Below are 26,287 nucleotides of genomic sequence, written 5' to 3'. Positions count from 1 at the left end.
CGGCCCTGACCTCGCGGCCCTGACCTCGCGGCCCTGACCTCGCGGCCCTGACCTCGCGGCCCTGACGGCATGGCCCTGGCGCCGAACGCCGCGGTCAGGCGGGGTAGGCGACCCCGGTCAGCTGCTCCGACGCCACCCAGAGCTGTCGGGCCACCTCGGGGTCCGTCGCGGCCGCGCTGCGCCCGACCAGTGTCGGGTACCCGCTCATCTCGTTCCGTCCGTCCGGGCCCACGTAGCTGCCGCCGGGTAGGTCGGTGACCACCGCGTACAGGCTCGGCAGCGCCCCTTGGGCGTCACTCTGGGCGAACACGCGGTTGGCCACGGCCATCGCCGCACGGGCGACCGGGTTGCTGGAGCGGCCCTGCAGGTTCGTCGCCGCGTAGCCCGGGTGGGCCGCCAGAGCGCGGATGGGAGAGCCCTGCTGCTCCAACCGGTGCTCCAGCTCGAGGGTGAACAGCAGGTTGGCCAGCTTGGACTGCCCGTACGCCGCGTACGGGGTGTAGCGGCGACGCTCGAACTGCAGGTCGTCGAGCACGATCCGGCCCCGTCGGTGAAGGCCGGAGGAGACGGTGACCACGCGGTCGGTGATGGCCGGCAGGAACAGCAGCGTGAGGGCGAAGTGGCCGAGGTGGTTGGTGCCGAACTGACGCTCGAAGCCGTCGACCGTCGTGCCCCGGGGGACGGCCATGATGCCGGCGTTGTTGACCAGCACGTCCAGCGGCCCCGTCCAGCCGGCGGCGAAGGCGCGGACCGAGGAGAGGTCGGCCAGGTCCAGCAGCCGCACCTCGACGTCGCCCGTCATGGCCCGGGCCGCCTCCTCGCCGCGCGCCCGGTCGCGGACGGCCAGCACCACCCGGCCGCCGGCGCGAGCCAGCTCGGCCGCCGTCACCCGACCCAGCCCGCTGTTGGCACCGGTGACCACGAAGGTCCGTCCGGCCTGGGAGGGAATCTGGTCAGCGGTCCACGTCACGCGCCCACGATAGGTGGGGGTTCAGCGGGTGCTGACTCCGGCGTCCGCCAGCTCCGCCAGGGTGGCGTCGAGCCGGTCCGGGGCCACGGCGGCGGTCAGGCTGAGCAGCACGGTGGTGGCGAAGCCGGCCTGCGCGGCATCCAGGGCGGTGGCGCGGACGCAGTGGTCGGTGGCGATCCCGCACACCTCCACCGCCTCGACCCCGTGCTGGCGGAGGAAGTCGGCCAGCCGGCTGCCCTGCGCCGAGCGGCCCTCGAAGCCGGAGTAGGCGGCCTCGTACTCGCCCTTGTCGAAGACGGCGTCGAAGTCACGGAAGCCGAGGGCGTCGTGGAACTCCACGCCGGGCGTCCCGACCTCGCAGTGCCGGGGCCAGCTGTCGACGAAGTCGGGGGAGTCGGAGAAGTGGCTGCCGGGATCGATGTGGTGGTCGCGGGTGGCCACGACCACGTCGTAGGGGTGGTCGCCGGCCAGCAGTCCGGTGACCGCGGCCGCCACGGCAGCCCCACCGGCGACGGCCAGCGACCCGCCCTCGCAGAAGTCGCGCTGCACGTCGACGACGACCAGCGCGGTGCTCACGCGTCCGCCCGTGCCACGGCCCCGAGCCGGGCGGCGAAGGGGTTGCCGTCGGGGATCCCGGCACCGGCGTAGACGGTCTCCAGCACCGGTTCTCCCCGGGACATCTTGGACGCCTCCATCGGCAGCTCGGCGCGGCTGCGGACGTGCCGCTCGCGGGCGGCCGAGAGGGGCTCGTCCCCGATGACCTCCCCGCCGCGGACCAGCGGCACCAGCAGCTCACGGTCGTCGGAGTCGTGCCGGGAGACCGCCCCGACCCCGATCAGCTCGGCCTCGGCCACGCCGTCGGGGGAGAGCTGGCGGACGGCGTACTTGCGTCCGCCGACCGAGATCTTGTCGGTGCTCTTCTTGGCCACGGGCTCCAGCGGCGCGCCGGGGTCATTGGAGCCGGCCCGGGCCACCAGCTTGTAGACGAAGCCGCAGGTCGGGTGGCCGCTGCCGGTGACCAGCGAGGTGCCGACGCCGTAGCCGTCGACCGGCGCCCCGGACAGCGCAGCGATCGTGTACTCGTCCAGGTCGCTGGTCACGATGATCCGGGTCGTCGTGGCGCCGAGGGAGTCCAGCAGCTCGCGCACCTGGGTGGCGCGCAGGGCCAGGTCGCCGGAGTCCAGCCGCACCGCCCCGAGCCGGCCGCCGGTCAGCTCGACCCCGGTCCGGACGGCCGCCTCGACGTCGTAGGTGTCGACCAGCAGGGTGGTGTCCTCACCCAGCGCGGCGATCTGGGCGGCGAACGCCTCCCGCTCGGTGGGGTGCAGCAGGGTGAACGAGTGGGCCGAGGTGCCGCGGGTCGGGACGCCGTAGCGACGACCGGCCTCCAGGTTCGACGTGGCCTCGAAGCCGGCGATGTAGGCCGCCCGGGCCGCGGCGACGGCGGCCAGCTCCTGGGTCCGGCGCGAGCCCATCTCGATGCACGGCCGGCTGCCCGCCATCAGGGTCATCCGGGAGGCCGCCGAGGCGATCGCGGCGTCGTGGTTGTAGATGCTGAGCAGCACCGTCTCCAGCATCACGCCGGCGGCGAAGCTCGACTCGACGACCACGATCGGCGAGCCGGGGAAGTAGATCTCGCCCTCCGGGTAGCCCCAGATGTCGCCGTCGAAGCGGAAGCCCGCCAGCCAGTCGGCGGTGGCCGTGTCCACCACGTCCGCCTCCTGCAGGAACCGCAGCGACTCCTCGTCGAAGCGGAACTGGTTCAGCGCCCGCAGGGCCCGGCCGACCCCGGCGACGACGCCGTAGCGGCGGCCCGGGGGCAGCCGTCGGGCGAACAGCTCGAACACGCAGCGCCGGTTCGCCGTCCCGGCCTCCAGCGCGGCCCGCAGCATCGTGAGCTCGTAGTGGTCGGTGAGCAGGGCGGTCGTCGGCACCTCGCGGGGTCCCCAGGAGGTGGCGCCGGTCGACAACACGTCGGTGCCGGTGCGTGGAGAAGCGGTCACGACGGTCAGCCTAACGAGCGCCACTGGTGCGACCGCCGCGCCGGGTTTGTCACAATGGTCGGCATGGCCGAAACCGAGGGTGGCAGCGCCGTCCCTGCCGGCGGCACCGCAGTCGTCGAGCGGCCGCTCGAGCAGGTCCTCCCGCAGACCCCCTGGGTGACGATCGTCTGGGACGACCCCGTGAACCTGATGTCGTACGTGACCCACGTGTTCGTGACCTACTTCCACTACGCCAAGCCCAAGGCCACCAAGCTGATGATGCAGGTCCACTCCGACGGCAAGGCCGTGGTCTCGAGCGGCTCGCGGGAGGAGATGGAGCGCGACGTGAACGCCATGCACGAGTACGGCCTCTGGGCCACCATCGACAAGTCCGACGAGTGATGGGGGCCGACACGTGAGGAAGTTCTCCCGGCGCCGTGGCGTGATCAGCACCTCCCTCAGCGGCTATGAGGTCGAGCTGCTGACGTCCCTGGTCAACCAGCTGGTGGAGCTGGTATCCGACGGCGAGCCGGAGCAGTACGCGCCGGCCGAGGGGGAGGCGGACTCGTTCGAGCGACTGGTCCGCGACCTGCAGGCCGACCCCGACGAGCCCGAGGTCTCCGACGACCCCGTGCTCCGGCGGCTGTTCCCCAACGCCTACCCCCACGACGCGGCCGCGTCCTCGGACTTCCGGCGCTTCACCGAGCGCGACCTGCGGGGCAAGAAGGTGGAGGACGCGGTGGTCGTGCTTCGGGCCCTCGGGGAGACGGAGGCCGGCGCGAAGGACCTGCGGGTCGACCCGGCCCAGGCGGACGCCTGGCTGCGGACGCTGACCAGTGTCCGGCTCGCCGTCGCCACGCGGCTGGGGATCACCGACGCCGAGAGCGCCGACGACCTGGCCCAGCTGCCGGAGGAGGACCCGCGCAGCTTCATGGTCAGCGTCTACGACTGGCTCGGCTTCGCCCAGGAGACCCTGATCTCGTCCCTGTAACCGTCTGCTGAGCCCGTCGAAGGGCGGGTACCGGTTAGGCTCGCCGCCGTGCTCAGCATCGCCCAGTCCCACGTGGACGCCATGGTGGCCCACGCCCGCGCCGACCACCCGGACGAGGCGTGCGGGGTGATCGTCGGCCCGGAGGGGTCCGACGTCCCGACCCGGATCCTGGCCATGACCAACGCCGACCGCTCGCCCACCTTCTTCCGCTTCGACCCGACCGAGCAGCTGCACCTCTACCAGGAGATGGACGACCGGGACGAGGAGATCGTCGTCGTCTACCACTCCCACACCGCGACCGAGGCCTACCCGTCGCGTACCGACATCTCCTACGCCGCCGAGCCGCAGGCGCACTACGTGCTGGTCTCGACCGCCCTTCAGGAGAGGGTCTCAGTTCGTTCGTACCGGATCCTCGACGGTGTCGTGACCGAGGAAGAGCTCGCGATCTCGGAATAGTGCCTGGTGGGCGCGCGTTCGGACGGAGAACGCCGCGGCACGTGGCGGCCTGGTCAGAAAGAGGCGGACATGGCGGTAGAGGTACGGATCCCGACGATCCTGCGCACCTTCACGGGCGGGGAGAAGAGGGTCGACGGCACGGGCGCCACGCTGGCCCAGGTGATCGACGACGTCGACTCCCGGCACCCGGGGATCAAGTCGCGGCTGATCGAGGCCGACACCCTCCGCCGCTTCGTCAACGTCTACGTCAACGACGAGGACGTCCGGTTCTCCGGTGGGCTCGAGGCGGCAACCGCGGACGGGGACGTCGTGGTCGTGCTCCCGGCCGTCGCCGGCGGCTGAGCGTGGTCCGCTACAACTCCCTCGCCGACTCCGTCGGCCACACCCCGCTGGTCGGACTGCCGTCGATGTCCCCGAGCCCGACGGTGCGCCTGTGGGCCAAGCTCGAGGACCGCAACCCGACGGGATCGATCAAGGACCGTGCCGCCCTCAACATGATCCGGGTGGCCGAGGACTCGGGCCAGCTGCGGAAGGGCTCGACCATCCTGGAGCCCACGAGCGGCAACACGGGCATCTCGCTGGCCATGGCCGCCAAGCTCGCCGGATACCGGCTGATCTGCGTGATGCCGGAGAACACCTCGGTCGAGCGACGCCAGATCCTCGCGATGTGGGGGGCCGAGATCGTGTCCTCCCCGGCCGCGGGCGGCTCGAACGAGGCCGTCCGGGTGGCCAAGGAGCTGGCCGCGGAGCACCCCGACTGGGTGATGCTCTACCAGTACGGCAACCCCGCCAACGCCGAGGCGCACTACCTGACCACGGGCCCCGAGATCCTCGAGGACCTGCCCGAGGTCACCCACGTGGTGGCCGGTCTGGGCACCACCGGCACCCTAATGGGCGTGGGCCGTTTCTTCGCCGACAAGAAGCCCGACGTCAAGATCATCGCCGCCGAGCCCCGCTACGGCGAGCTCGTCTACGGACTCCGCAACCTCGACGAGGGCTTCGTGCCCGAGCTGTACGACCCGCAGTACGTGACGTCGAGGTTCTCGGTCGGCTCCCGCGACGCCGTCCGTCGCGTCCGTGAGCTGCTCGAGCGCGAAGGCATCTTCGCCGGGCTGTCCTCCGGCGCGATCGTGCACGCAGCGCTGGCCCAGGCGGCCCGCGCCGAGAAGGCCGGGGTGGCCGCGGACATCGTGCTGGTCATCTGCGACGGCGGCTGGAAGTACCTCTCCACCGGCGCCTACACCACCGATCTCGACGCCACCGAGGACTTCCTGGACACCCAGGTCTGGGCCTGAGCTCTCACCGAGCGCCGGCCACCCAGCCGGGGTCCCGGCCGGCGGCACCGAGCGTGCGGTGCAGCAGGGGAGCCTGGTCCTCGACCGGGACGACGGGCCCGAAGAGGCCCCGTCGGGCGGCGGGGTCGTCCGGGGTCTCCGACACCATCTGCCAGGACGCCGCCACGTTCGCCTCGGCCACCCGGATCTGCTGACCGGTCGCCACCGCCAGGTCCCAGCCGTGCAGCACCAGCTCGTTGTTGGCCACGACGCCCATCACCGTGCCGGGCAGTTCCACCCCGCCCGCGACGGTCATCCCCGTCCAGGCCGCAGGGTCACGCCAGCCGCCGACGAGCCCGGCCAGCCGGAGCGGCAGCTCCTCGCGCCATCCGGCCGCCAGCTCGACGTCCGCCGAGCTCGGGGCGCTTCGCGTCAGGGGTCCGTCGAGCTTTCGGGCGGCGTCGGTGAAGGCGCGGCTGAGGCCGATGAGGTGCACCAGCAGCACGCTCACCGGGTAGCGGCACGGCGTCGGCAGGCTCAGGTGCTCCTCGGTCACGCCGAGCACGAGGCGTGCGAGGTCTATGGCGGGCGCGTCGAGGTCCAGGGGCGGGGCGTCGGGCGTGGGCATGAGGGGTGGACCGGCGCCGGGTCGTAAACTCATCGCCCGTGACTCCCGACACCGAGGCCCCGATCGGGATCTTCGACTCCGGGTTCGGTGGGTTGACCGTGGCGCGGGCGGTGATCGACCAGCTGCCGTACGAGGACGTGGTCTACCTCGGCGACACCGCACGTGCTCCCTACGGCGAGCAGCCCATCGCCAGCGTCCGCGAGTTCGCCCTGGAGTGCCTGGACCACCTCGTCGCCCAAGGGGTGAAAGCCCTGGTCATCGCCTGCAACTCGGCCAGTGCGGCCGTGCTGCGGGACGCTCGCGAGCGGTACCGGGTCCCCGTGGTCGAAGTGATCCTGCCGGCCGCCCGGCGGGCCGTGGCCACCACCCGGAGCGGGCGCGTCGGGGTGATCTGCACCGAGGCGACCGCCACCTCCCAGGCCTACGACGACGCGTTCGCTGCCGCTCCGCAGGTGGAGCTCTCCACCGTGGCCTGCCCCCGCTTCGTTCCCTTCGTCGAGGCCGGGGTCACCGGTGGGCCCGAGCTGCTGGCCTGCGCCGAGCAGTATCTGCAGCCGCTGCGGGCGGCCGGGATCGACACCCTGGTGCTGGGCTGCACGCACTACCCGCTGCTGACCGGGGTCCTCGCCTACGTCCTCGGCGACGGGGTCAGCCTGGTCTCGAGCGCCGACGAGTGCGCGCTGGAGGTCTACGCCACCCTGACCCGCCGCGGCCTGACCCACGACCACCCGCGGAGGCCGAGCCACCGCTTCCTCACCACCGGCAGCCCGGAGGCGTTCGAGGGCGTGGGTCGCCGACTGATGGGCGGCCTGGTCTCCGACGTCGAGCAGTTCGCGTGAGGAGCTGACGTCGTGCGCCTGACCGTCATCGGCTGCAGTGGTTCCACGTCGGGTCCCGACTCGCCCGCCTCCAGCTACCTCGTCCAGGCGCCGTACCAGGGCCGGACCTACTCGCTGGTCCTCGATCTCGGGCCGGGGGCGTTCGGCCGGCTGTGGGCCCAGCTCGACCCGCGCGAGGTCGACGCGATCGCGCTGACCCACCTGCACCCTGACCACTGCCTGGACCTCTGCGCGTTCTACGTGGGCGCCCGCTACTCCCCGACGGCACCGTGGGCACCCGTCCCGGTGCTGGGACCGTCCGGCACCCGCGAGCGGATCGTGCGGGCCTACGAGGTCACCGCTCCCGGCGTCGTCGATCCCGAACCCGGACCCGGCATCGGCGAGCACTTCGGCTACCGGGACTGGCGGCCCGAGCAGCGGCTCGGGCCGTTCGTGGTCGAGACCGTCCGGGTCGACCACCCCGTCGAGACCTACGCCCTCCGTGTCACCGGAGACGGTCCTGGCGGCGGCACCCTGGTCTACTCCGGCGACACGGGCCCGTGCCCCGCGCTGGTCGAGCTGGCGCGCGACGCCGACCTGCTGCTGGCCGAGGCGGCCTTCCTCGACCGGCCCGGCAACCCGACGGGGCTGCACCTCTCGGGCCGCGAGGCGGCCGAGACCGCGGCTGCGGCGGGGGTGCGCAGGCTGGTGCTCACCCACATCCCGCCCTGGCACGACCCGGACCGGGTGCTGGCCGAGGCGGCGCCCCACTACCAGGGCCCGATCGAGCTGGCCCGGTCCGCCTGCTCCTGGACTGTCGGTGCACGCCCCTAGGGTGGAGCCCATGACCCGAGCCGACGGACGCGAACTCGACCAGCTGCGCGAGGTGCGCTTCACCCGGAACTGGCTGAGCCAGGCGGAGGGGTCGGTGCTCGTCGAGTACGGCCAGACGCGGGTCCTCGTCGCGGCCAGCGTCACCGTCGGGGTGCCCCGCTGGCGCAAGGGCTCCGGGCTCGGCTGGGTGACCAGTGAGTACGCGATGCTGCCGCGGGCCACCAACACCCGGAGCGACCGCGAGTCGGTCAAGGGCCGGATCGGCGGTCGGACGCACGAGATCAGCCGGCTGATCGGCCGCAGCCTGCGGGCGGTGATCGACTACAAGGCGCTCGGGGAGAACACGATCGTGCTCGACTGCGACGTCCTGCAGGCCGACGGCGGCACCCGGACGGCCTCGATCACCGGCGCCTACGTCGCCCTCGCCGACGCCGTGGCCTGGCTGCGGGGCCGGGACGCGCTGGCCGGCGAACCGCTGGTCGACAGTGTCGCGGCGGTGTCGGTGGGCGTGGTCGGCGGCGTCTCGATGCTGGACCTCTGCTACACCGAGGACTCCGCCGCCGACACCGACATGAACATCGTGATGAGCGGCGCCGGTACCTTCGTCGAGGTGCAGGGCACCGCCGAGGGCGCCCCGTTCGACCGCGGAACCCTCGACCAGCTGCTCGACCTCGGCGCCGCCGGTTGCGCCGAGCTGACCCGGCTGCAGCAGGCCGCGCTGAGCGCGTGAGCCTTCGACAGGCTCCGGGGGCGGTCGTCGTGCTGGCCACCAACAACGCCAAGAAGCTGGCCGAGCTCCGACGCATCGTGGCCACTGCGGCGCCCGAGATCGAGGTGCTCGCCCTCGCCGACCTCCCGGCGTACCCCGAACCGGCCGAGACAGGGGCCACGTTCGAGGAGAACGCCCTGCTCAAGGCTCGGGCCTGTGTCGAGGCCACCGGCCTGCCGGCGCTGGCTGATGACTCGGGACTGTCCGTGGACCGGCTGAACGGGATGCCCGGCGTCCGCTCGGCGCGCTGGTCGGGGGTCGACGCGAGCGACGCGAGCAACAACGAGCTGTTGCTGCGCCAGCTGTTCGACCTCACCGGAGCCGACCGGCGGGCCCATTTCCACTGCGCCATGGCCCTGGTGCTGCCTGAGGGCACCGAGCAGGTCGCCCGGGGGACCATGTCGGGTCAGCTCGTCGAGGCCCCGGTAGGGGACAATGGCTTCGGCTACGACCCGCTCTTCGTGGCTGACGGGCACGACCGGACCACCGCCGAGCTCGACCCGGCGGCCAAGGACGCGATCAGCCACCGGGGCCTGGCCATCGCCGCGATCGTGCCGGTGCTGGTCGCCGAGCTGCACCGCCTCCGACCGGGCGCGGCCACCGATGCGCAGGAGGAGTCCTGAGTGAAGACCTACCTCGACCTGCTCGACCACGTCCTCGACACGGGAGTACCGAAAGGGGACCGCACCGGCACGGGCACCCTCAGCACGTTCGGCTACCAGATGCGCTTCGACCTGCGCGCGGGCTTCCCGCTGCTGACCACCAAGAAGCTGCACGTCCGCTCCATCGTCGCCGAGCTGCTCTGGTTCATCTCGGGGTCGACGAACGTGAAGTGGCTGCACGAGCAGGGCGTGAGCATCTGGGACGAGTGGGCGGACGCGGACGGCGAGCTCGGCCCGGTCTACGGCTACCAGTGGCGCTCCTGGCCGACGCCGGAGGCGGGCCACGTGGACCAGCTGGCGGGCGCGGTCGAGGCGATCCGTACCAACCCGGACTCGCGGCGACACCTGGTCAGCGCCTGGAACGTGTCCGACCTCGGCGACATGGCCCTGCCCCCCTGCCACACGATGTTCCAGTTCTACGTGAGCCCCGCTGACGGGCCGGGTACCCGCGGCCGGCTGTCCTGCCAGCTGTACCAGCGCTCGGCCGACGTCTTCCTCGGCGTCCCGTTCAACATCGCCTCCTACGCCCTGCTCACCCACCTGGTGGCCCAGGTCTGCGACCTCGAGGTGGGTGACTTCGTGCACACCCTCGGCGACGCCCACCTCTACGTGAACCACCTGGACCAGGCCCGACGCCAGCTCGAGCGGGAGCCCCGCCCCCTGCCCCGGCTGGTGCTGAACCCGGCGGTGGGGTCCCTGGACGACTTCGCGATGGACGACATCGTGATCGAGGGCTACGACCCGCATCCGGGCATCAAGGCCCCGATCGCGGTCTGAGCCGTCGATGAGCCCCCGAGCGGAGGTGGTCGCGATCGCCGCCGTGGCCCAGAACCGGGTGATCGGTGCCGGTCCGGACATCCCCTGGCGTATCCCGGGCGAGCAGGCCCGCTTCAAACGGCTGACCATGGGCCACCCGTTGGTCATGGGCCGTCTCACCCACGACTCGATCGGGCGTCCACTGCCCGGCCGGACCACCCTGGTGGTCAGCCGGGACCCCGACTACGCCCCCGAGGGGGTGGTGGTCTTCGGCGACCTCGACGCCGCTCTCGACCGCGCCCTGCAGCTGGACGACCGGCTCGTGTTCGTGGCCGGGGGCGGCCAGGTCTACCGCGCGGCCTGGGCCCGGCTGGACGCCCTCGAGCTCACCGAGGTCCACCAGGAGCCGCCCGGGGACGTGCTGTTCCCGGTCGTCGACCCCGAGCAGTGGCGGCAGACCGAGCGGGAGGAGCACGACGGGTTCGCCCACGTCCGGCTCGTCCGGCGGAACGGCTCCAGGCGGTAGGCTGCGGCCGCCGCCGGAGTGGTGGAACGGTAGACACGCAGGATTTAGGTTCCTGTGCCTACGGGCGTGAGGGTTCGAGTCCCTCCTTCGGCACCGGCTCGGTCAGAGGCCGAGCTCGCGGCGCAGCTTGTCGACGTGGCCGGCCGCGCGGACGTTGTACTGCGCGACGGCGACCGTGCCGAGCCCCTTGGCGTTCACGTCGACCACGAAGGTCGAACGGATCACGCCTTCGACCAGCTTGCCGTAGAGCAGCTTCTCCCCGTACGCGCCGTAGCTGTCGAGCGTGCTGCGCTCGGTGTCGGACAGCAGCGGGAAGCCCACCGAGGACCGCTCGCGGAAGGTGGCCAGCTTGGTCTGGGCGTCGGGGGAGACGCCGAGCACGTGCACGCCCGCCGCGCTGAGGTCGGTCATCGCGGCCGTGAAGTCGACGGCTTGGGTGGTGCAGCCCGGGGTGAGCGCCGCCGGGTAGAAGTAGACGATGACCCGCTGGCCCGCGAAGTCGGCGAGGGACACCGGCTGACCGTCGGCGTCGGGCAGGGTGAAGGCCGGGGCCGGATCGCCGGTCGTCAGTCGGGTCGTCATGTCTCCGACCCTACTGGGGGCCGCCGACATCCATGCTCGTGTACCCGTCCGCCGCCATCCTCGGCCGCCCTCAGGCCTGCGGCGCCGCTGCAATACGCTGGCCCCCCAGACGCCGGCAGCTGCCGCGTCGGCCGCAGCAGGGAAGGGGTGGTGATGATGGCAGGCAGCAGCTCGGGCCGTCCGGATCGCGACAAGGACCAGATCGAAGCCGACCTGGCCGCCACGCGCGACCGCCTCACCGGAGCTCTCGAGTCGTTGATCGACCAGGTGCACCCCCAGCGGATCAAGCAGCGCGAGATCGCCGGCGCCAAGCGCTTCGTCAGCACCGAGATCGAGAACGCCAAGTCGCTGGTCTACAACGCCCGGGGCGACCTGCGCACCGACCGCTTGGCCGTCCTGGGCGGCGCCGCGGCAGGGCTCGTGTCCCTGGTGGTGGTCCTCCGCGCGGTCGCGCGCCGCCGCCGAGGCTGACCCCGCCTTCCCGGTACTGCTTCCCGCCCGGGTCGGTGTGTGAGAGGCTCCTTAACAAATCTCGACACTCGGTCAGCACGAGTTGCTCCAGAGTGACGAAGATCATCTAGTGTGGCGAAGTGGCACCACGGATGGGTGCCTCTACAACGAAGTGAGGCCTGAATGACTTTTCCACGTCCGGCGCGCCGCGTGCTTGTCGCGGCAGCGTCCCTAACCGCATTGCTCGCCGCGGCCGCCTGTGGTGGCGGTGGCTCCTCGACCCCGGCCGGTTCCTCGGCTCCGGGGGTCGACTTCTCCAAGCAGGGTGACACCGAGCTCTGGACCGGCAAGGACACCTCGGGGAACCTGAAGAACGTGGTGGCGGCCTTCAACGCCCAGCACCCGGCCGGCAAGGTGATCATCCACGAGCTGCCCGACAACGCTGACCAGCAGCGGGCGCAGATGATCCAGAACACCCAGATCAAGAACCCCAAGATGGGCATCCTGAGCACCGACGTCGTCTGGACCTCGGAGTTCGCGGCCAAGGGCATCCTGGTGCCGCTGCCGGCCGACCAGTTCCCGACCGACGGCTTCCTCAAGCCCACGGTCGACAGTGCGACCTACTTCAACAAGGTCTACGCCTACCCGCAGTCCTCCGACGGCGGCCTGCTGTACTACCGCAAGGACCTGCTCGACAAGTACAGCCTGCAGCCGCCCACCACCTTCGATGAGATGAAGGCTGACTGCACCAAGATCAAGGCGGGCGAGAACAACCCCAAGCTGGAGTGCTTCGCCGGCCAGTACAACAAGTACGAGGGTCTGACCGTCAACTTCGCCGAGGCCGTCAACGGGGCCGGCGGGGTCATCGTCGGCGACGACGGCAAGCCGAACGTGAACACCCCCGAGGCCATCAAGGGCCTGAGCACGCTGGCTGACTGGTTCAAGGACGGCACCATCCCCAAGGGTGCGATCACCTGGCAGGAGGAGCAGGGCCGTATCGCGTTCCAGGCCGGCAACCTGATCTTCCACCGCAACTGGGGCTACGTGTACAACCTCGCCGCCAAGACCGACGGCTCGTCCAAGATCGTCGGCAAGTACGCGGTGGCTCCGCTGCCGGGCATCGCCGGTCCGGGCGTCTCCAGCCTCGGCGGTCACAACCAGGGCATCGCCACCAACGCCGAGAACAAGGGCACGGCCGCGGACTTCATCAAGTACTTCTGCAGCGAAGAGGTGATGAAGGCCAACGTGATCGCGACCTCGTCCTCGGCCACCCGCGAGGGCATCTACTCCGACCCGGCCGTCATCAAGAAGTTCCCCTACATGCCGATCCAGCTCAAGAGCATCGAGACCGCGAAGCCGCGGCCGAAGGCGGTCGAGTACGGTGACGTCACCCTGGCCATCCAGGACGCCGCTTACGGTGCCCTGCAGGGTCAGACCCAGCCGGATGCGGCCATGGCCAGCTTGCAGACCAAGCTCCAGACGCTGATCAAGTAGTTCCTCGCTCTTCGGACCCCGGCGTGGCGTGAGCCACGCCGGGGCTCGGGGCATCTCTCCTCAAAGGAGGTTGGCCGCATGGCAACTGCCACCGCGGAGTCACAAAGTCTCCCCGCCGTCCAGCAGGACGGTCACAAACACAAGAAGAGCGCGCTCAGCGACGGACAGGGCCGGCTGGCCTGGATCCTGCTCGCCCCGACGCTGCTCGTGATCATCGTGGTGGCCGGCATCCCGGTGCTGCTGTCCATCCGCGAGTCGTTCTTCCAGACCAACTCCCTGCCTGACCCCACGACGGGCATCATCACCGGTGGGGAGAGCTTCAGCGGGCTGAAGAACTTCACCGCCATCTTCACCAACCCGGACAAGGTGGTCGGCAACTACGGCACCATCGGTCGCTTCTCCAACGCGTTCCTGAACACAACCGCCATCACCATCGTCTGCGTCATCCTCGAGACCGTTCTCGGGGTGGCGATGGCGCTGATCATGGCCAAGGCGTTCAAGGGCCGCGGGATCGTGCGCGCCGGCATCCTGGTGCCCTGGGCCATCCCCACGATCGTCTCCGCGCTGATGTGGAAGCTCATCTTCGACGAGGCCGGGGTGATGAACCGGATCCTCGGTACCCAGATCCTCTGGCTCGCCGACTCGCCGTCCTCGTTCTGGGCTGTCGTGATCGCCGACGTCTGGAAGACGGCGCCGTTCATCGGCCTGCTGACCCTCGCTGGGCTGCAGACCATCCCCGCCGAGGTCTACGAGGCCGCCAAGGTGGACGGAGCGACGACCTGGCAGCAGTTCGTCCGCATCACGCTGCCGATGGTCAAGCCCACGTTGGTGGTGGCGGTGCTCTTCCGCACCCTCGACACCCTCCGCATGTTCGACCTGCCCTGGGGCATGGTCGGGCAGGGCAAGTACCGGGTGGAGACCGTGTCGATCTTCGCCTACCAGGAAGCGACCGCCACCCGCTACGGGCCGGCGGCCGCCTACGCCATCGTGCTGTTCCTCTACGTGCTGCTCGTCGCCTTCATCTTCGTGAAGGTGCTCGGTGCGGACGTGATCGGTGACTCGGGCCTGCCCAAGAAGAAGAAGAAGCGGGGACGCGGCGCCGGTGTCGGCGGCGAGGACTCGGTCAAGGCCCAGGGCGCACCTGCGCTCGAGGCGATGGGAGGGAACCACTGATGGCTACCGCGGTAACGGCACCCACCCAGGCGCACCTGTCCCAGGCCGAGGTCGCGAAGCTCTCGCACCCGAAGCGGAGCGGCAAGGCCCTGTTCGGGATGATCGCTTCCTACGTGGGGATGGCGCTCATCGTCCTCTACTGCGTCATTCCCTTCTACTGGATGATCGTGTCCTCGCTGCGCCAGCCGAGCGAGGGCCGCAGCACGGAGTTCATCCCCAGCCCGGTGTCGGTGTTGAACTACAAGGGCGTCTTCGCGGGCGGCAACGCCTTCGGGCGCGCGTTGATCAACTCGGTGATCGTCTCGGGGACCACCACCGTGCTCACGCTCCTGTTCGGCATCGTGGCGGCGTACGCGCTGGCGCGGCTGCAGTTCAAGGGCAAGGGCGCCGTGCTGTGGCTCATCATGGCCTGCTCGATGTTCCCGTTGATCATCCTGATTCCGCCGCTGCTGAAGATGTTCTCCTCGACGGCGCCGTTCCAGTGGTTCCCCAACTGGATCAACACCTACCAGGCGGTCATCGTCCCCGGCCTCAGCTTCGGCTTGCCGCTCGCGGTGTGGAACCTCACCGCGTTCTTCAAGCAGATGCCGGTGGAGCTGGAGCAGGCGGCCATGGTGGACGGCTGCACGCCGGCCGTGGCCTTCCGTAAGGTGATCCTGCCGCTCGCGGCACCGGGCGTGTTCACGACGGCGATCATCGTGTTCATCGGGTCGTGGAACGAGTTCCTGGTCGCCCTGACCTTCCTGACCGACCAGGACCGGCAGACCGCCACCGTGGCGATCAGCAAGTTCACCGGGACGACCGGCTTCGACACTCCGTACGGCTCCATCATGGCGGCCGGTGTGATCGTGACCGTGCCACTCCTGATCGCGGTGCTGCTCTTCCAGCGCCGCATCGTCGCCGGCCTCACCGCAGGTGGCGTCAAGTAGGACCGCCTGAGCCCGTCGAAGGGCTCGAAGCCAGAGCTGGCGCAGTCGCAACCCGCGACTGCGCCAGTCCTGTGTCTGAAGGGTCACACCCTGTGGAGCCGCCGGACACAGGCTCGGCTCAGCCGGCCGACGTACCGTGAGAGAGTGAATCAGTTCTACGGCCACCTGCTCCTGGCCGCGTCCGTCCTGGTGGGCTCGGCGATCCCCTTCGTGCCCACCGGTGAGATGGTCAGTGGTGCGGCTGCAGTCGCTGCCCACTCCAAGCTCAACGTCTTGTTGATCTTCCTGATCACGTGGATCTGCTCGGTCCTGGGCGACACGGTGATGCTGATGGAGGCTCGGCTCGGCCGCCGTCGTCTGCAGGGTTGGCTGAACAGGGCGAAGTTCGGCACCCGGGTGACGACGGCTCAGCAGTCCCTGACGGGGAACGCCTTCAACGCGGTGGTGACCGGACGGCTGATCCCGGGCGGTCGGACGCCGGTGATCGTCGCGCTGGGCCTGTCCCGGTTCTCGGTCCGGCGCTTCATGCTGCTCGACACGGTCGCCTGCGCGCTCTGGGCGGGCATCTACTCCACCATCGGCTCCATCGGCGGCCGGATCGCCACCCACCCGGTCTGGGCGATGGTCATCGCCATCGCCTTCGCGGTGTCGATGGGCGTCCTGGTTCAGGAGCTGCGCAAGCTCTGGAGCTGGTACCGCGGTCGGTCGGTCACCGAGGACGCTGAGCCGAAGGTCGCCCACGCGCTCGACGTCGCTGACGAGGCGCGGGCTCGGTAACCTCGCTGGGTCGGGCCGCAGGTCAGCGGGCGAACGGCGTGTTGTGCCGCTGAGCCGCGATCAGAAGGTCCTCCCGCATCGCCGAGCTGCTGGCGTTGGCCAGGGCGCGCTCGATCTCACGGCGGGAGCGGCGCTCGTTGCGGCGGGAGCGGAGGTGGGTGGTGAGGCGTGACATGAGCGTTCCTTGCTGTTCCGAGGTCGAACTATTCGATCTCGAAATCTACAACCTGAAATCAGTCCGGGGTATTCCGCTCCGCCGGGCGGTACGAAGCCGGAGGTTGTCGATCCCGCCCTGCCTCTCCGGACCGCAGGTACGCTGACCTCAAGCCTCCAGTGGCGCTGCTCCATCCAACCCCCCGTTCGGAGCCAGGCACGTGTTATCACCTGTCCAGACCAGTCCCACGACGGTCATCCCTGACGTCCTCGAGGCGGCTCAGACCTACGACATCCGACGGCTGCTGTTCCTGCTGAACCAGTCGCAGACCACCTTCGGACTGGGAACGACGGTCGATGAGATCGTGATGCCCTCGATGCGCCTCGTGGGACGCCTGTGGGAGAGCGGCCAAGCCGACGTGGGCGAGGAGCACGTGGCCACAGTGGCGACGCAGATGTGGCTGGGACAGGTACTGGCGAACTCGGTCCCCCCGAACCGGATCGGCACGGTGTTACTCGCGTGCGGTCCGAGTGACCTGCACAGCCTGGGCCTGGAGTGCATGGCGGCCCTGCTCGCCGAGCGAGGCGCCGACTGTCGCAGTCTCGGCTCGGCCGTCCCGACGCGGTCGGTCGCCGCAGCCGTCGCCCGGGTCCGCCCCGTGGCGGTCGTGCTGGTGTCGCACTCTCTCAAGGGGCGGCCGGGAGCTGTCCGGACCCTCACCGCTGCGGCTCAGCAGGGCGTCGACGTCTACTACGCCGGAGCAGCCTTCGGGCTCGAGGGGAGTCGGACAGGTGTCCCGGGCTGCTATCTCGGCGAGCGTCTGAGCGACGCGGCCGACCTGGTGGTGCGGCTCAGTCTGGGCTGAGATGCGACGTTGACGCGAGGTCTACTGTGGGAGCACGCGACTCGGTTCCCCCGGACCGGGCACGGGCACCATGAACAGTGGGCCGGCGGCGCTTTCCCCCAGCAGCGTCGGGTCCGCGGTAGGGGCGTGGATGACCGACACCTCTCCGGCTACGGCAGTCGAACGTGCCGGCTCACCGGCGACGCCGGCGACGCCTCTGGTGGGCCAGGCGGCGGGCGCGGACGAACGCCTGGTGGACGAGCTCGACCGCTCCGTCCGGCGGCGACGGGTCCAGCGGCTGCTGCGGGCGCACAAGCTGCTCGCAGCCGAGCTCAGCCTGCCGTCGCTGTACCGCCAGGTCGCCGCCGTCGGTGGTCGCCTGGTCGACCGGTCGGCCTCCTCGCTCGTCGTGCTGAACGCCGACGGCGAGGTGGTCCAGCTGCTCGAGTGGGGGGCCTCGACCGGCGAGGCCACCACGACCGAGCTCCAGCCGGCCGACGCCGGGCAGCTGACGCGGCTGGTGAGCCGGCTCTGGCCCGAGCTCGTGCGTCGCCTGTCTCCGCGCGAGCGGGTCGCCCCGGAGGTAGGTGCTGCGTGGCTGCCCGGAGACCTGGCGGTGCCCGTCACCTATCGCGGCACCCTGCTCGCCGTCCTCAACGTGCACCAGGAGAGCTCGCGGTCCTTCAGTGTCGCCGACCGGGACATCCTGGCCAGCTTCGGTCTCACCGCCGGTATCGCGATCGAGAACGCCCGGCTGTACGAGGAGTCCCGGCAGCGGGAGGTCTGGCTGGAGCACGCCGCCACCCTCAGCACGGGCCTGCTCGGGAGTGCCGGGCAGGGGACGGCGGTGGCGCTGGTGGCCGAGGGGGTGCAGCGGCTGGCCGACGCCGACCACGTCGCCCTCTGGACCTCAAGCAGCCCCGACGACGTCTCGACGGCGTCGGCCGCCGGCTGGGAAGGGACGCTACCGCTGCCCTCGACGGCCGACGTCCTGGCGCGGCAGGCGCTCGAGCAGCGGCGGGGAGTCCGGACGCTGGCCGGCGATCACCCGCGCAGCCCGCTGGGTGTGGCCGCCGTCGGGCTCGGGGCGGGGCCGCTGATGGCCTTCCCCTTCGGTGCCGAGGGCGGGCAGTCCGGTCTGATGGTGGTCCTGCGCCGCAGCGGCCGTCCGGCCTTCTCCGGGTTCGAGCTGGACCGGGCGATCGAGTTCACCACCCAGCTGGCCCTGGCTGTCGAGGTGCTTTCGGCGCGGACCCTGCACCACCAGCTGCTGCTGGTCACCGAGCGCGAGCGGCTGGCCACCAACCTGCGCGACGACGTCGTCCAGGATCTCTACGCCGCGGGCCTGAAGGCCAGCAGCCTGGCTGCGGACATGCCGAACGGGGAGTCGCGGTCGAGGCTCAACGAGGTGGTGGCGATCCTGCACGACTGCGTCATCCAGCTGCGCCGCTCGATCTTCCGGCTCAAGCAGCCGGGCTTCGAGGTCGCCGCTGATGACGACGACTCTCGGGAGGGCCGCGAGGGTGTCGAACCTCCAACCCGCTGAAGGCTTACTCCCAGGGCAGACTGACCCTGTCCGGTGCGCCGTCATCGGCACGCAAGCCCGACGGACGTGACCAGCACGGTCGTGAGCGCCAGCCGGCGAGGTCGATGACTCCGACAATCTGCGTCCCTCGAGACCTCAGACCTCACACCGAGACCCGGGGCGGTTCAAGGGAGCCTGGCCCGGGTCTTCGGCTTCGGGGCGGCGGAGCTGTGGTCAAGCTGAGTCGATCGCCCTTCCCGACGGGCGGTGACCTGCAGCCGCCGACGCGCTGACCCAATCGTGCCAAGGCGGCCGGTTCAAGCGGGCCTTGCTGCTCGCGCTCGCCCGCGGGCTCTGACCCGGTCTTCCTGTCGCGCAGCATCAGCGGCCCTCGTCACCGCTCCTGTGGCGCTCGCTGCCCAGAGGCTGGCGTCGCTGCGTGCTCGTCCAGACCGGGTCCGGCCGCGAGCTGCCCGACGTTCGCAGCGGAGGGTGGTGGGGCGGAGCCGCTGACCTCGATCAGGCCGTAGACCCGCCCGGCGGGCCCTCGAAAGTGCTGGTAGCGCACCGGCCCCGCCCCACCCCCCGAGCCCAGCAGGCTCCAGCCGCTGGCCGCGAGGTCGCGAACGACGGCGTCGAGGTCGGCTACGCGGAAGCCCAGCACGACGTCCTGGTCGGCGAAGAGGTAGGGGGGAGCGTCGTAGCCCGGCGCGCAGTACTCGATGACGTCCCCACGGCGTGTCTGCAGCATCACGTGGTACTCGGTGCTCGCGAGCACCTCGAGCCCCAGGACCTCGCCCAGCCGCCGCGCATCGTCCAGGTCTTCGACGTCGACCCGGTGCGCGACCCAGGTGATCTCGTGGGCCGGCGGAGTAGTCACGGCACAACTATAAGGCCTTTACATTTCTGCGGTGAGCGGTTAGCGTCCTCGCATCGAGCTCACGAAGGAGTGGTTGATGGCAGCTCAGCAGGAACCGATCGTCGTCCTGGGGGCCGGGCCCGCCGGCATGGCGAGTGCCCTCGCCCTCCACGCGGCAGGCCAGCCGGTGGTGCTCCTCGAGCGGTACACCGAGGCCCGCCCGGCGGGCAACATCTTGAACCTGTGGCCGCCGCCCATCAAGGCACTGGCGCTGATGGGGGTCGACGTGAGCGACCTTGGGGCACCCTGCCACTCCACGTTCCGCAGCAGCACGGGTCGCGTCCGGGCCGATGTCCAGATCCCCTCCGAGGTCGTCGAGGAGTTCGGCGGCGGCTTCATCGGCATGCTCCGCCCCGACCTGTACCGGCGGATGCTCGCGGCCCTGCCCGAGGGCATGTTGCGCACCGGACAGGAGGTGAGCGGCATCGCCGACCGCGGCCCGCTGGTCGAGCTCACGCTCCGGGACGGGACGACGGTACGGACGCCCGTGCTGGTCGGCGCCGACGGCATCGGCTCCATGGTGCGCACGCACCTGTGGGGTGACACGCCCAAACGCGAACACAAGCTGGCGATCATCGGCGGCTACACCTTCGAGCTGCCACCGGCGGCGGAGCCGGGGGAGTGCGTCGTCGCGCACAGCGCGACCACCCAGGGTGCCTACACCTCGATCCGCAGTGAGGGCCGCGACGGCTACCAGTGGTGGGTGCTGGAGGCGTGGGAGCCGTCCCGACCGGCGCCGGCTGACCTGCACGCGCACGCGACCGCGGCGGCGGCCCCCTTCGGCGACGCCCTTCGTCAGCTGGTGGCCGCCACCCCGGCGGGAAACCTGCAGCGCTGGCCCATCCGGGACCGGGTGCCGCTGAAGAAGTGGTCGAAGGGTCGCATCACCCTTGCCGGTGACGCCGCGCACGCGACGTCGCCGTATGCGGCCTACGGTGCGGGGATGTCGATCGGCGACGGCTACTTCATCGGCCAGGCGCTCGCCGGGGTCGACCTGACCGACAGCGGGGCCGTAGCAGCCGCGCTCCTCGCGTACGAGAAACCCGCATCCCGCACACGACCGCCCAGGTCCAGCAGGCCTACATCCTCGGCAAGGTCTTCCACCACGCTCCGGCCCCGCTCCGCCCCGTCCGCGATCTCATCCTGAACCGAACGCCGTTGCTGCAAAAGCAGGTCGGCGAGCGCAGTCCGGCCGAGATCGTGGCCCAGCTCGCCGAGATGGGGACGGGCGTTCGCGAGCCGGCCTCGGCGCCGCACTGAGGAGGATGCCGCTGAGAGAAGATGCAGGGGTGACCTTGCCCCCGCACCTTGCCCCCACGGTCCGAGTCCCTCAGCAGGAACGCAGTCGCCAGGGCTGGGAGCGGGTGCTCGAGGTCGGGCTCCAGCTCCTCGAGGACGGGGGCGCCGAGGCGGTCACCATCACCGAGGTCTGCCGCCGGGCCCGAGTGTCCCCGCCCAGCCTGTACGCGCGGGTGGACGGTCGAGCCGGGCTGTTCGCCGCCGTCTACGAGCGAGGGATGACCGCCGTCCGGGCGACCGAGCAAGCCGTCTTCGAGGCACGGCCCGCGTTCGGGGCGCCGCCGGAGGCCCGGGCGGCTGACGCCGCCGCCGGCCTGGCCGAGGTGTTCCGCCGGCATCACCGCTTCCTGCGCCCGGTGATCGCGCTGGCCGCCGCGGACCCGGACCTGCTGCGGCGCGGCGGGACCGAGTCCCAGCGACTGCTGGGGCTCGTAGCGGCTGCGCTACCCCTCCCGCCCGACCAGGCGGGTGAGGTGGCCCGCACGCTCTACGCGGAATGCATCCTCCGCACCATGTACGGGCCGGCCTTCCTCACCCCCGAACCCGAGACCGACGCCGGCTTCAAGCAACGCCTGGGTCGACTCGCCGCCCGCATGTGCGCTTTCGACGTGGCGTGAGGGACCGGAGGCTGCTGAGATCAGCCGGCCCGGTCCAAGGTCGGGTCGGCCGAGTCCCACCGCGACACCGACACCGACACCGACTTGAGCTGACTACCGGGCCATCGGTTCTGATGCCCTGGCCCCTGCACCAGTCCTTGGGGCCCCCGAGAATCGGGTGGAACCGAGCCGAAACCGTTTGGCTAGGGAGTCTGTGCGCCGCGAGGGAATCGAACCCCCAACCCGCTGATTAAGAGTCAGCTGCTCTGCCTATTGAGCTAGCGGCGCGCGAGGAGCAACATTAGCAAACGGCTGCGGCGGGGTGAAATCGACTTCTCCCGGCTCGAGGACGGCCATGGCGGCGTCGTGACCGCCGAGGCCGCTGACCGCCCCGCCGCGGACGGCGCCGGAGCCGCAGAGCAGGACGCCCGGGTACGCGGTGGCGACGCCCCAGCGCTCAGCGGCGCTGGCCGGGGTCGCGCCGGCGGGCAGCCAGGGCCAGCTGAGGTCGCCGTGGAAGATGTGACCGCCGGGCAGGCCGAGCTCGTCCTCGAGGTCGAGCGGGGTCACCACCTCCACGCACGGCCGTCCGTCGGCGTCGACCTCCAGACAGTCCTCGAGCGGCTCGGCCAGCACGGCCTGCAGGGAGCGGAGCGCTGCCGCGCCGACCTCGGCGCGCCGGCCGTCCGGGTCGTCGGCGAACAGCCGGGCCGGGGTGTGCAGGGCGAAGAGCGTCAAGGTGTGCGCCCCGCCGGCACGGAGCTCTGGCCCGAGGATCGTCGGGTCGGTCAGGCTGTGGCAGTAGGCCTCCACGGGCAGCGGGTCGGGGATCCGGCCGGCCTCGGCCTCGGCGTGGGCCTGCTCGAGCCGGGTGTAACCCTGGGCCAGGTGCAGGGTGCCCGCGAAGGCGGTCTCGGGGTCGAGTCCCGACCGTAGCCGCGGCAGCCGGCGCAGCACCAGGTTGACCTTGGTCTGGCTGCCTTCGGGCCGCACCGCCGGCTCGCCGAGGAGGGCCGCGAGGGTGGCCGGTGCGCAGCCCACGAGGACCGAGGGAGCAGTCACCCTGCTGCCGTCGGCCAGCGTCACGGTTCCGCCACCCGACGGGTCGGGCTGCAGCCGGACCACCGCAGCACCCGTACGCAGCTCGGCGCCCGCCGCCCGGGCCACCCGTTCCAGCTCGGCGGCGACCCGGCCCATGCCGCCGACCGGTACCCGCCACTCGCCGGTCCCGTTGCCCACCACGTGGTAGAGGAAGCAGCGGTTCTGCCGCAGGCTCGGCTCGTGCGCGCGGGCGAAGGTGCCGATCAGTGCGTCGGTGAGGACCACGCCACGGAGGGTGTCGTCGATGAGGCTCGCCTCGAGCAGCTCGCCGACGGGCCGCTCCACCAGGCTCCGCCACAGGTCCGGCTCGACGCCGTCGCGCAGGTCCTCCTCGCGGGGGAGCGGCTGCATCAGCGTGGGCGCCACGACCTCGGCCAGCGCAGTGAGTCGTTCCTCCAGCCGCTGCCAGCCGGCACGGTCGGCCGGTGCGACCGCCGTGAACGACGCTTCTGTCGCAGGCCCGGGAACCCGCTCCACCAGCAGCCCGCCGTCCCCGAGAGGGGAGTAGGAGGCGATCCGGCGCGAGGCCAGCTCGAGCTCCAGACCGAGCTCGTCGACCAGCTGCCGGGGGAGCACCGAGACCAGGTAGGAGAACCGTGACAGGTTCGCATCCACGCCACGGAACGGCCGGCCGCTGGCCACCGCGCCACCGACGGTGTCCCGCGCCTCGAGCAGCACGACGCGGCGCCCGGCCCGGGCCAGGTAGGCGGCGGCCACCAGGGCGTTGTGGCCGCCGCCGATGATCACCGCGTCGGGATGATCATGGTGCAGGACACCATGATCATCGTCGACGCGGCTGTTGATCATGGTCAGGAGGCGTTGCAGGCGGCGAGCTCGTCCTCGGTCAGCTCCAGGTCGGCGGCGAGAGCGGAGTCGGTGATCGACTCTGGTCGCCGGGCGCCGGGAATGCAGATGACGTGGTCACCGAGCGAGAGCTCCCAGGCCAGCACGACCTGCTGGGGGCTGACCCCGTGGTCGGCGGCGACCTGGGCGAAGGCCGGGTACTTCTCGGCCACGGCCTTGGCGCCTCCGCCGGTACCGCCCAGCGGGCTCCACGGCAGGAACGCGATGCCGTGCTCGCCGCAGTAGTCGAGCTCGTCCTGGCTGGAGCGGAAGCGGGGCGAGAACTCGTTCTGGACGCTCACCAGACCGCCCTCGCCGAGCACCTGCACCGCCACCTCGATCTCCTCGACGTTGGCGTTGGAGATGCCGATGGCCTTGATCAGGCCCTCGTCCTGCAGGGTCTTGAAGCTGGCGATCACGTCGCCGTAGACGAGCCACCGGTCGGGCCGGTGCCACTGGTAGAGGTCGAGAGCGTCGACGCCGAGGTTGGTCAGCGACTTCTGCACCGCTGAGCGCAGGTACGCAAGCGTTCCGTCGCGGCCCCACTGCTCGCCCTCACTGCGGGTGATGCCGCCCTTGGTGCCGATCACGATGCCGGAGGTGTCGCCGCTCCAGGACTTCACGGCCTTGCCGACGATGAGCTCGTTGTGACCCATCGTGTCCCAGCTGGGGGAGTAGATGTCGGCGGTGTCGATGAAGGTCACGCCGGCATCGAGCGCGGCGTGGACGGTCGCGATGGCCGCGTCCTCGTCGGGGTAGGTGTTGTCGTTGTTCATCGAGACGGGCATGGCGCCGAGTCCGATGGCGGAGACGGTGTAGGGGCCGAGTTGTCTGGTTTTCACGTCGCTGACGCTACCCGGGGCATTCAGCGCCGAACCGCGGCCAGTCGCTGGCGGCGCAGCTCGGTCACCTCGGGCCGGTCCAGCGGCACCATCGGCTCACCGAGAGCCAGCGACAGCACGTGGTCGGCCAGCGCCGGGTTGCGGGCCAGCACCGGTCCGTGGGGGTAGGTGCCGACGACGGTCCCCGCGACGGCGCCCTCGGTCCCGTCGCCGCAGTTGCCGACGCCCACCTCGACCCGGGCCAGCGGGCTCGCGCCGGGGCCGAGGACGGTGTAACCGCCGTGGTTCTCGAAGCCCGTCAGCCACCGGTCGTCGCCGTCCCGGCCCTCCCAGCGGCTGAGGATCTCCCCGACGGCTCGCACCGGACCTCGGGTGGTCGTCACGTCGAGCAGGCCCAGGCCGTCGATCACCGCGTCTTCCGGCCCGTCCGCCACGGTGAACGAGCGGCCGACGATCTGGTAGCCGGCGCAGACCGCGAGCACCGCCGCGCCCCGCTCGACCGCCCGGTGCAGCCCGCCGTCGGCGCGCAGCGCGTTGACCGCCGAGATCTGGGCCGCGTCCTCACCGCCCCCCAGCAGGTAGACGTCCCCGGACTCGGGCAGCGGCTCGCCCGGCTCGACCGTGCTGAGCACGGCGTCGAAGCCCCGCCAGGCCAGCCGCCTGGCCAGTACGGTCGCGTTCCCGCGGTCACCGTAGATGCCGAGCAGCGACTGGTAGACCAGCACCACTTCGACGCGTCGGCCCCGGCCCTGGTCCACCCCCTGCTTCAGCTCGACGGTGCTCATCAGACCCCTCCCAGCTTGCGCAGCCGTTGGAACGGTGTGTAGGTCGCGATCACGTCGACCGGTGCCGGGTGGCCGGCCAGCGCCTGGGCGAGGTCCGGGACGCAGCGGCACTCGACCTCGGCGTAGGCCAGCCGGACGGCCAGGTCCTGGGCTCGCGGCCCGGTGGCCACCACCGTCCGCCCCGCCAGCTGCTCGTACTCGACGTCCCACAGCCAGGAGACGTCCCGTCCGTCCGCGGCGGCGGAGTCGATGGCCAGCACGACCGTGTCGGTCTGGGCCAGCGGCAGCGCCTCGGCCCAGCCCGCCGGGTTCTTGGCCAGCAGCAGCCGCGCCGTCGTCCCGCCCACCTGCATGGTGGCGAACCGGCCGGCCGGCGCGGTGACCGTCCGCATCCCCTCGAGCGCGGTGGCCGTGTCCACGCCCAGCAGCTCCGCCGCGGCCAGCGCGCAGGCTGCGTTGCCGACGTTGAAGGCCCCCGGTACTCGGAGCTGCGGGTCCCAGGCCTGACCGGCGCGGTCCAGGATCCGGCCGTCGGCGACCCGGTAGTCCGCGGCTGGCTGGGCCAGCCGGCAGCCCGAGCAGTGCCAGTGCCCGCCGCCCTCGCCGGTGCTCCCGGGCTGCTCGCGGACCAGGCCGGAGCCGCAGTTCGGGCACAGCGACGCGTCCTGGGTCCAGGTGCTGGCCGTGTCCACCCAGACCACCCGGCGGGCGGTCTCGGCCGCCCAGACGATCAGCGGCTCGTCGGCGTTGGCGACCACGACGGGCCCGTCCTCGCCCGCGGCGGCAAGCGCGGTGCGCCAGCTACGGCCCAGGCCCTTGATCTCGTGGTGGCGGTCCAGCTGGTCCCGGCTGAAGTTCAGCAGCACCAGCACCTCGGGCCGGCCCAGCCGGACCAGGTCGGCGACGACCCGCTCGTCGGTCTCCAGCACGGCGATGTCGGCGTCGGGCTGGCCACTGAGCGCGGACGCGATCCCGTGGTGCAGGTTCGCGCCGTCCGCGTTGTGCACCAGCCGTCGGCTCTGGTCGCCCAGCGAGGCGCGGACAGCTCCCGCCAGGAAGTGGGTGGTGGTGGTCTTGCCGTTGGTGCCCGACACCATCGCGACCCGGCGGCCGCGCAGCAGCTTGGCCAGGGCCTCCGGGTCGAGGCGCATCATCACCTGGCCGCGGATCGAGGCGCCGGACCCGCGACCGGCCACGCGGGAGGCGACGGCGGCCAGCCGACCGGCCCAGATGGCCCCTCTCAGCCGGACGCGGCCGGCGAGGGGTGGGGGAGCAGACGGCGCGGGCATGGGAGCCATTGTCGCCGCA

General features: G+C 71.3%; 31 protein-coding genes and 2 tRNA genes. 21 read left to right on the top strand and 12 right to left on the bottom strand.

Annotation, left to right across the window (positions count from 1 at the left end; genetic code table 11):
• Positions 1 to 94 precede the first annotated feature (94 nt).
• Genes ACFE60_RS02840 through ACFE60_RS02830 form a run of 3 tightly spaced genes read right to left on the bottom strand, consistent with a single transcriptional unit; the run spans position 95 to position 2,940 of the window.
• A complete protein-coding gene (locus tag ACFE60_RS02840; RefSeq protein ID WP_375387323.1) occupies positions 95 to 970 on the bottom strand; it encodes an oxidoreductase in 876 nt (291 codons plus the stop codon).
• Between the two features lie 21 nt (positions 971 to 991).
• Positions 992 to 1,546, bottom strand: coding sequence for an isochorismatase family protein (locus ACFE60_RS02835; protein ID WP_375387322.1), 555 nt, complete (start codon positions 1,544 to 1,546; stop codon positions 992 to 994).
• Positions 1,543 to 2,940 carry a nicotinate phosphoribosyltransferase gene (locus tag ACFE60_RS02830; RefSeq protein WP_375387325.1) on the bottom strand — a complete coding sequence of 466 codons (1,398 nt, stop codon included), beginning with the start codon at positions 2,938 to 2,940 and terminating at the stop codon, positions 1,543 to 1,545. The genes ACFE60_RS02835 and ACFE60_RS02830 overlap by 4 nt, the downstream gene beginning before the upstream one ends.
• Before the next feature lie 96 nt (positions 2,941 to 3,036).
• Here ACFE60_RS02830 and clpS point away from each other — a divergent pair, with 96 nt between their 5' ends.
• The 5 genes from clpS (at position 3,037) to ACFE60_RS02805 (ending at position 5,694) form a co-directional block, all read left to right on the top strand.
• Positions 3,037 to 3,354, top strand: coding sequence for an ATP-dependent Clp protease adapter ClpS (gene clpS, locus ACFE60_RS02825; RefSeq protein ID WP_375387321.1), 318 nt, complete (start codon positions 3,037 to 3,039; stop codon positions 3,352 to 3,354).
• Between the two features lie 13 nt (positions 3,355 to 3,367).
• On the top strand, positions 3,368 to 3,943 hold the full coding sequence (locus ACFE60_RS02820; protein ID WP_375387320.1) for a DUF2017 domain-containing protein: 576 nt from the start codon (positions 3,368 to 3,370) through the stop codon (positions 3,941 to 3,943).
• 48 nt (positions 3,944 to 3,991) lie between these two features.
• Entirely contained in the window at positions 3,992 to 4,399 is a 408-nt protein-coding gene (locus ACFE60_RS02815) for a Mov34/MPN/PAD-1 family protein (RefSeq protein WP_375387319.1), read from the top strand.
• Positions 4,400 to 4,468: 69 nt separating this feature from the next.
• Complete coding sequence (locus ACFE60_RS02810) at positions 4,469 to 4,741, top strand: MoaD/ThiS family protein (RefSeq protein ID WP_375387318.1); 273 nt, start codon at positions 4,469 to 4,471, stop codon at positions 4,739 to 4,741.
• Positions 4,742 to 4,743: 2 nt separating this feature from the next.
• Positions 4,744 to 5,694 carry a PLP-dependent cysteine synthase family protein gene (locus ACFE60_RS02805; protein WP_375387317.1) on the top strand — a complete coding sequence of 317 codons (951 nt, stop codon included), beginning with the start codon at positions 4,744 to 4,746 and terminating at the stop codon, positions 5,692 to 5,694.
• Positions 5,695 to 5,698: 4 nt separating this feature from the next.
• Here ACFE60_RS02805 and ACFE60_RS02800 read toward each other — a convergent pair whose 3' ends face one another.
• Entirely contained in the window at positions 5,699 to 6,301 is a 603-nt protein-coding gene (locus tag ACFE60_RS02800) for a TIGR03086 family metal-binding protein (protein WP_375387316.1), read from the bottom strand.
• 38 nt (positions 6,302 to 6,339) lie between these two features.
• On the opposite strand from ACFE60_RS02800, the gene murI reads away from it, so the two are divergent.
• The 7 genes from murI (at position 6,340) to ACFE60_RS02765 (ending at position 10,759) form a co-directional block, all read left to right on the top strand.
• Entirely contained in the window at positions 6,340 to 7,140 is an 801-nt protein-coding gene (gene murI, locus ACFE60_RS02795) for a glutamate racemase (protein ID WP_375387315.1), read from the top strand.
• Positions 7,141 to 7,152: 12 nt separating this feature from the next.
• Positions 7,153 to 7,953: an MBL fold metallo-hydrolase gene (locus ACFE60_RS02790; RefSeq protein WP_375387314.1), complete on the top strand. Its 801-nt coding sequence runs from the start codon at positions 7,153 to 7,155 to the stop codon at positions 7,951 to 7,953.
• Positions 7,954 to 7,963: 10 nt separating this feature from the next.
• Positions 7,964 to 8,683: a ribonuclease PH gene (gene rph / locus ACFE60_RS02785; RefSeq protein WP_375387313.1), complete on the top strand. Its 720-nt coding sequence runs from the start codon at positions 7,964 to 7,966 to the stop codon at positions 8,681 to 8,683.
• 29 nt (positions 8,684 to 8,712) lie between these two features.
• Positions 8,713 to 9,345 carry an RdgB/HAM1 family non-canonical purine NTP pyrophosphatase gene (rdgB, locus tag ACFE60_RS02780; protein WP_375387312.1) on the top strand — a complete coding sequence of 211 codons (633 nt, stop codon included), beginning with the start codon at positions 8,713 to 8,715 and terminating at the stop codon, positions 9,343 to 9,345.
• Positions 9,346 to 10,161 (top strand): thymidylate synthase, encoded by an 816-nt coding sequence (locus ACFE60_RS02775; RefSeq protein WP_375387311.1) that lies wholly within the window; start codon positions 9,346 to 9,348, stop codon positions 10,159 to 10,161. It abuts the gene before it with no gap.
• 7 nt (positions 10,162 to 10,168) lie between these two features.
• Positions 10,169 to 10,666 (top strand): dihydrofolate reductase, encoded by a 498-nt coding sequence (locus ACFE60_RS02770; protein ID WP_375387310.1) that lies wholly within the window; start codon positions 10,169 to 10,171, stop codon positions 10,664 to 10,666.
• A 12-nt stretch (positions 10,667 to 10,678) separates the two neighbouring features.
• Positions 10,679 to 10,759, top strand: a tRNA-Leu gene (locus ACFE60_RS02765).
• A gap of 9 nt (positions 10,760 to 10,768) precedes the next feature.
• Here the strand turns inward: ACFE60_RS02765 and bcp are convergent.
• Positions 10,769 to 11,248, bottom strand: coding sequence for a thioredoxin-dependent thiol peroxidase (gene bcp, locus ACFE60_RS02760; protein WP_375387309.1), 480 nt, complete (start codon positions 11,246 to 11,248; stop codon positions 10,769 to 10,771).
• A 156-nt stretch (positions 11,249 to 11,404) separates the two neighbouring features.
• Between bcp and ACFE60_RS02755 the strand changes: the two genes are divergently transcribed.
• The 5 genes from ACFE60_RS02755 to ACFE60_RS02735 all read left to right on the top strand — a co-directional run bounded on the left by ACFE60_RS02755 (position 11,405) and on the right by ACFE60_RS02735 (position 16,071).
• Positions 11,405 to 11,719, top strand: a complete 315-nt coding sequence (locus ACFE60_RS02755; RefSeq protein ID WP_375387308.1) for a DUF3618 domain-containing protein — start codon at positions 11,405 to 11,407, stop codon at positions 11,717 to 11,719.
• A 219-nt stretch (positions 11,720 to 11,938) separates the two neighbouring features.
• On the top strand, positions 11,939 to 13,192 hold the full coding sequence (locus ACFE60_RS02750; RefSeq protein ID WP_375387307.1) for an ABC transporter substrate-binding protein: 1,254 nt from the start codon (positions 11,939 to 11,941) through the stop codon (positions 13,190 to 13,192).
• Positions 13,193 to 13,270: 78 nt separating this feature from the next.
• Positions 13,271 to 14,365 (top strand): carbohydrate ABC transporter permease, encoded by a 1,095-nt coding sequence (locus ACFE60_RS02745; RefSeq protein ID WP_375387306.1) that lies wholly within the window; start codon positions 13,271 to 13,273, stop codon positions 14,363 to 14,365.
• The gene (locus ACFE60_RS02740; RefSeq protein WP_375387305.1) at positions 14,365 to 15,294 is read left to right on the top strand and encodes a carbohydrate ABC transporter permease; all 930 of its coding nucleotides are present in this window, start codon (positions 14,365 to 14,367) and stop codon (positions 15,292 to 15,294) included. Before ACFE60_RS02745 ends, ACFE60_RS02740 begins: the two co-directional genes overlap by 1 nt.
• Positions 15,295 to 15,438: 144 nt before the next feature.
• The gene (locus ACFE60_RS02735) at positions 15,439 to 16,071 is read left to right on the top strand and encodes a DedA family protein (protein WP_375387304.1); all 633 of its coding nucleotides are present in this window, start codon (positions 15,439 to 15,441) and stop codon (positions 16,069 to 16,071) included.
• A 22-nt stretch (positions 16,072 to 16,093) separates the two neighbouring features.
• Here the strand turns inward: ACFE60_RS02735 and ACFE60_RS02730 are convergent, their stop codons facing one another.
• A complete protein-coding gene (locus ACFE60_RS02730; RefSeq protein WP_375387303.1) occupies positions 16,094 to 16,246 on the bottom strand; it encodes a hypothetical protein in 153 nt (50 codons plus the stop codon).
• 199 nt (positions 16,247 to 16,445) lie between these two features.
• Between ACFE60_RS02730 and ACFE60_RS02725 the strand changes: the two genes are divergently transcribed.
• Positions 16,446 to 17,090: a B12-binding domain-containing protein gene (locus ACFE60_RS02725; protein WP_375387302.1), complete on the top strand. Its 645-nt coding sequence runs from the start codon at positions 16,446 to 16,448 to the stop codon at positions 17,088 to 17,090.
• Between the two features lie 130 nt (positions 17,091 to 17,220).
• Positions 17,221 to 18,615 (top strand): GAF domain-containing protein, encoded by a 1,395-nt coding sequence (locus ACFE60_RS02720; RefSeq protein WP_375387301.1) that lies wholly within the window; start codon positions 17,221 to 17,223, stop codon positions 18,613 to 18,615.
• A 373-nt stretch (positions 18,616 to 18,988) separates the two neighbouring features.
• Here the strand turns inward: ACFE60_RS02720 and ACFE60_RS02715 are convergent, their stop codons facing one another.
• Entirely contained in the window at positions 18,989 to 19,474 is a 486-nt protein-coding gene (locus tag ACFE60_RS02715; RefSeq protein ID WP_375387300.1) for a VOC family protein, read from the bottom strand.
• Positions 19,475 to 19,550: 76 nt separating this feature from the next.
• Here ACFE60_RS02715 and ACFE60_RS02710 point away from each other — a divergent pair, with 76 nt between their 5' ends.
• Entirely contained in the window at positions 19,551 to 20,660 is a 1,110-nt protein-coding gene (locus ACFE60_RS02710; RefSeq protein WP_375387299.1) for an FAD-dependent oxidoreductase, read from the top strand.
• A 142-nt stretch (positions 20,661 to 20,802) separates the two neighbouring features.
• Complete coding sequence (locus ACFE60_RS02705; RefSeq protein ID WP_375387298.1) at positions 20,803 to 21,429, top strand: TetR/AcrR family transcriptional regulator; 627 nt, start codon at positions 20,803 to 20,805, stop codon at positions 21,427 to 21,429.
• A gap of 194 nt (positions 21,430 to 21,623) precedes the next feature.
• Here the strand turns inward: ACFE60_RS02705 and ACFE60_RS02700 are convergent.
• The 5 genes from ACFE60_RS02700 to ACFE60_RS02680 all read right to left on the bottom strand — a co-directional run bounded on the left by ACFE60_RS02700 (position 21,624) and on the right by ACFE60_RS02680 (position 26,268).
• Positions 21,624 to 21,696, bottom strand: a tRNA-Lys gene (locus ACFE60_RS02700).
• Entirely contained in the window at positions 21,679 to 23,316 is a 1,638-nt protein-coding gene (locus tag ACFE60_RS02695; protein ID WP_375387297.1) for a phytoene desaturase family protein, read from the bottom strand. Before ACFE60_RS02695 ends, ACFE60_RS02700 begins: the two co-directional genes overlap by 18 nt.
• A 2-nt stretch (positions 23,317 to 23,318) precedes the next feature.
• Positions 23,319 to 24,194, bottom strand: a complete 876-nt coding sequence (locus ACFE60_RS02690) for an aldo/keto reductase (RefSeq protein ID WP_375387296.1) — start codon at positions 24,192 to 24,194, stop codon at positions 23,319 to 23,321.
• Positions 24,195 to 24,217: 23 nt separating this feature from the next.
• Positions 24,218 to 24,979 carry a type 1 glutamine amidotransferase gene (locus ACFE60_RS02685; RefSeq protein WP_375387295.1) on the bottom strand — a complete coding sequence of 254 codons (762 nt, stop codon included), beginning with the start codon at positions 24,977 to 24,979 and terminating at the stop codon, positions 24,218 to 24,220.
• Positions 24,979 to 26,268 (bottom strand): MurT ligase domain-containing protein, encoded by a 1,290-nt coding sequence (locus ACFE60_RS02680; RefSeq protein ID WP_375387294.1) that lies wholly within the window; start codon positions 26,266 to 26,268, stop codon positions 24,979 to 24,981. The genes ACFE60_RS02685 and ACFE60_RS02680 overlap by 1 nt, the downstream gene beginning before the upstream one ends.
• Positions 26,269 to 26,287 lie beyond the last annotated feature (19 nt).

Origin of the sequence: uncultured Amnibacterium sp., from assembly GCF_964245895.1 — a bacterium.
Lineage (GTDB): Bacteria > Actinomycetota > Actinomycetes > Actinomycetales > Microbacteriaceae > Amnibacterium.
Note: the sequence above shows the minus strand (reverse complement) of the source record. Positions and strands in the feature narration are given on the sequence as shown.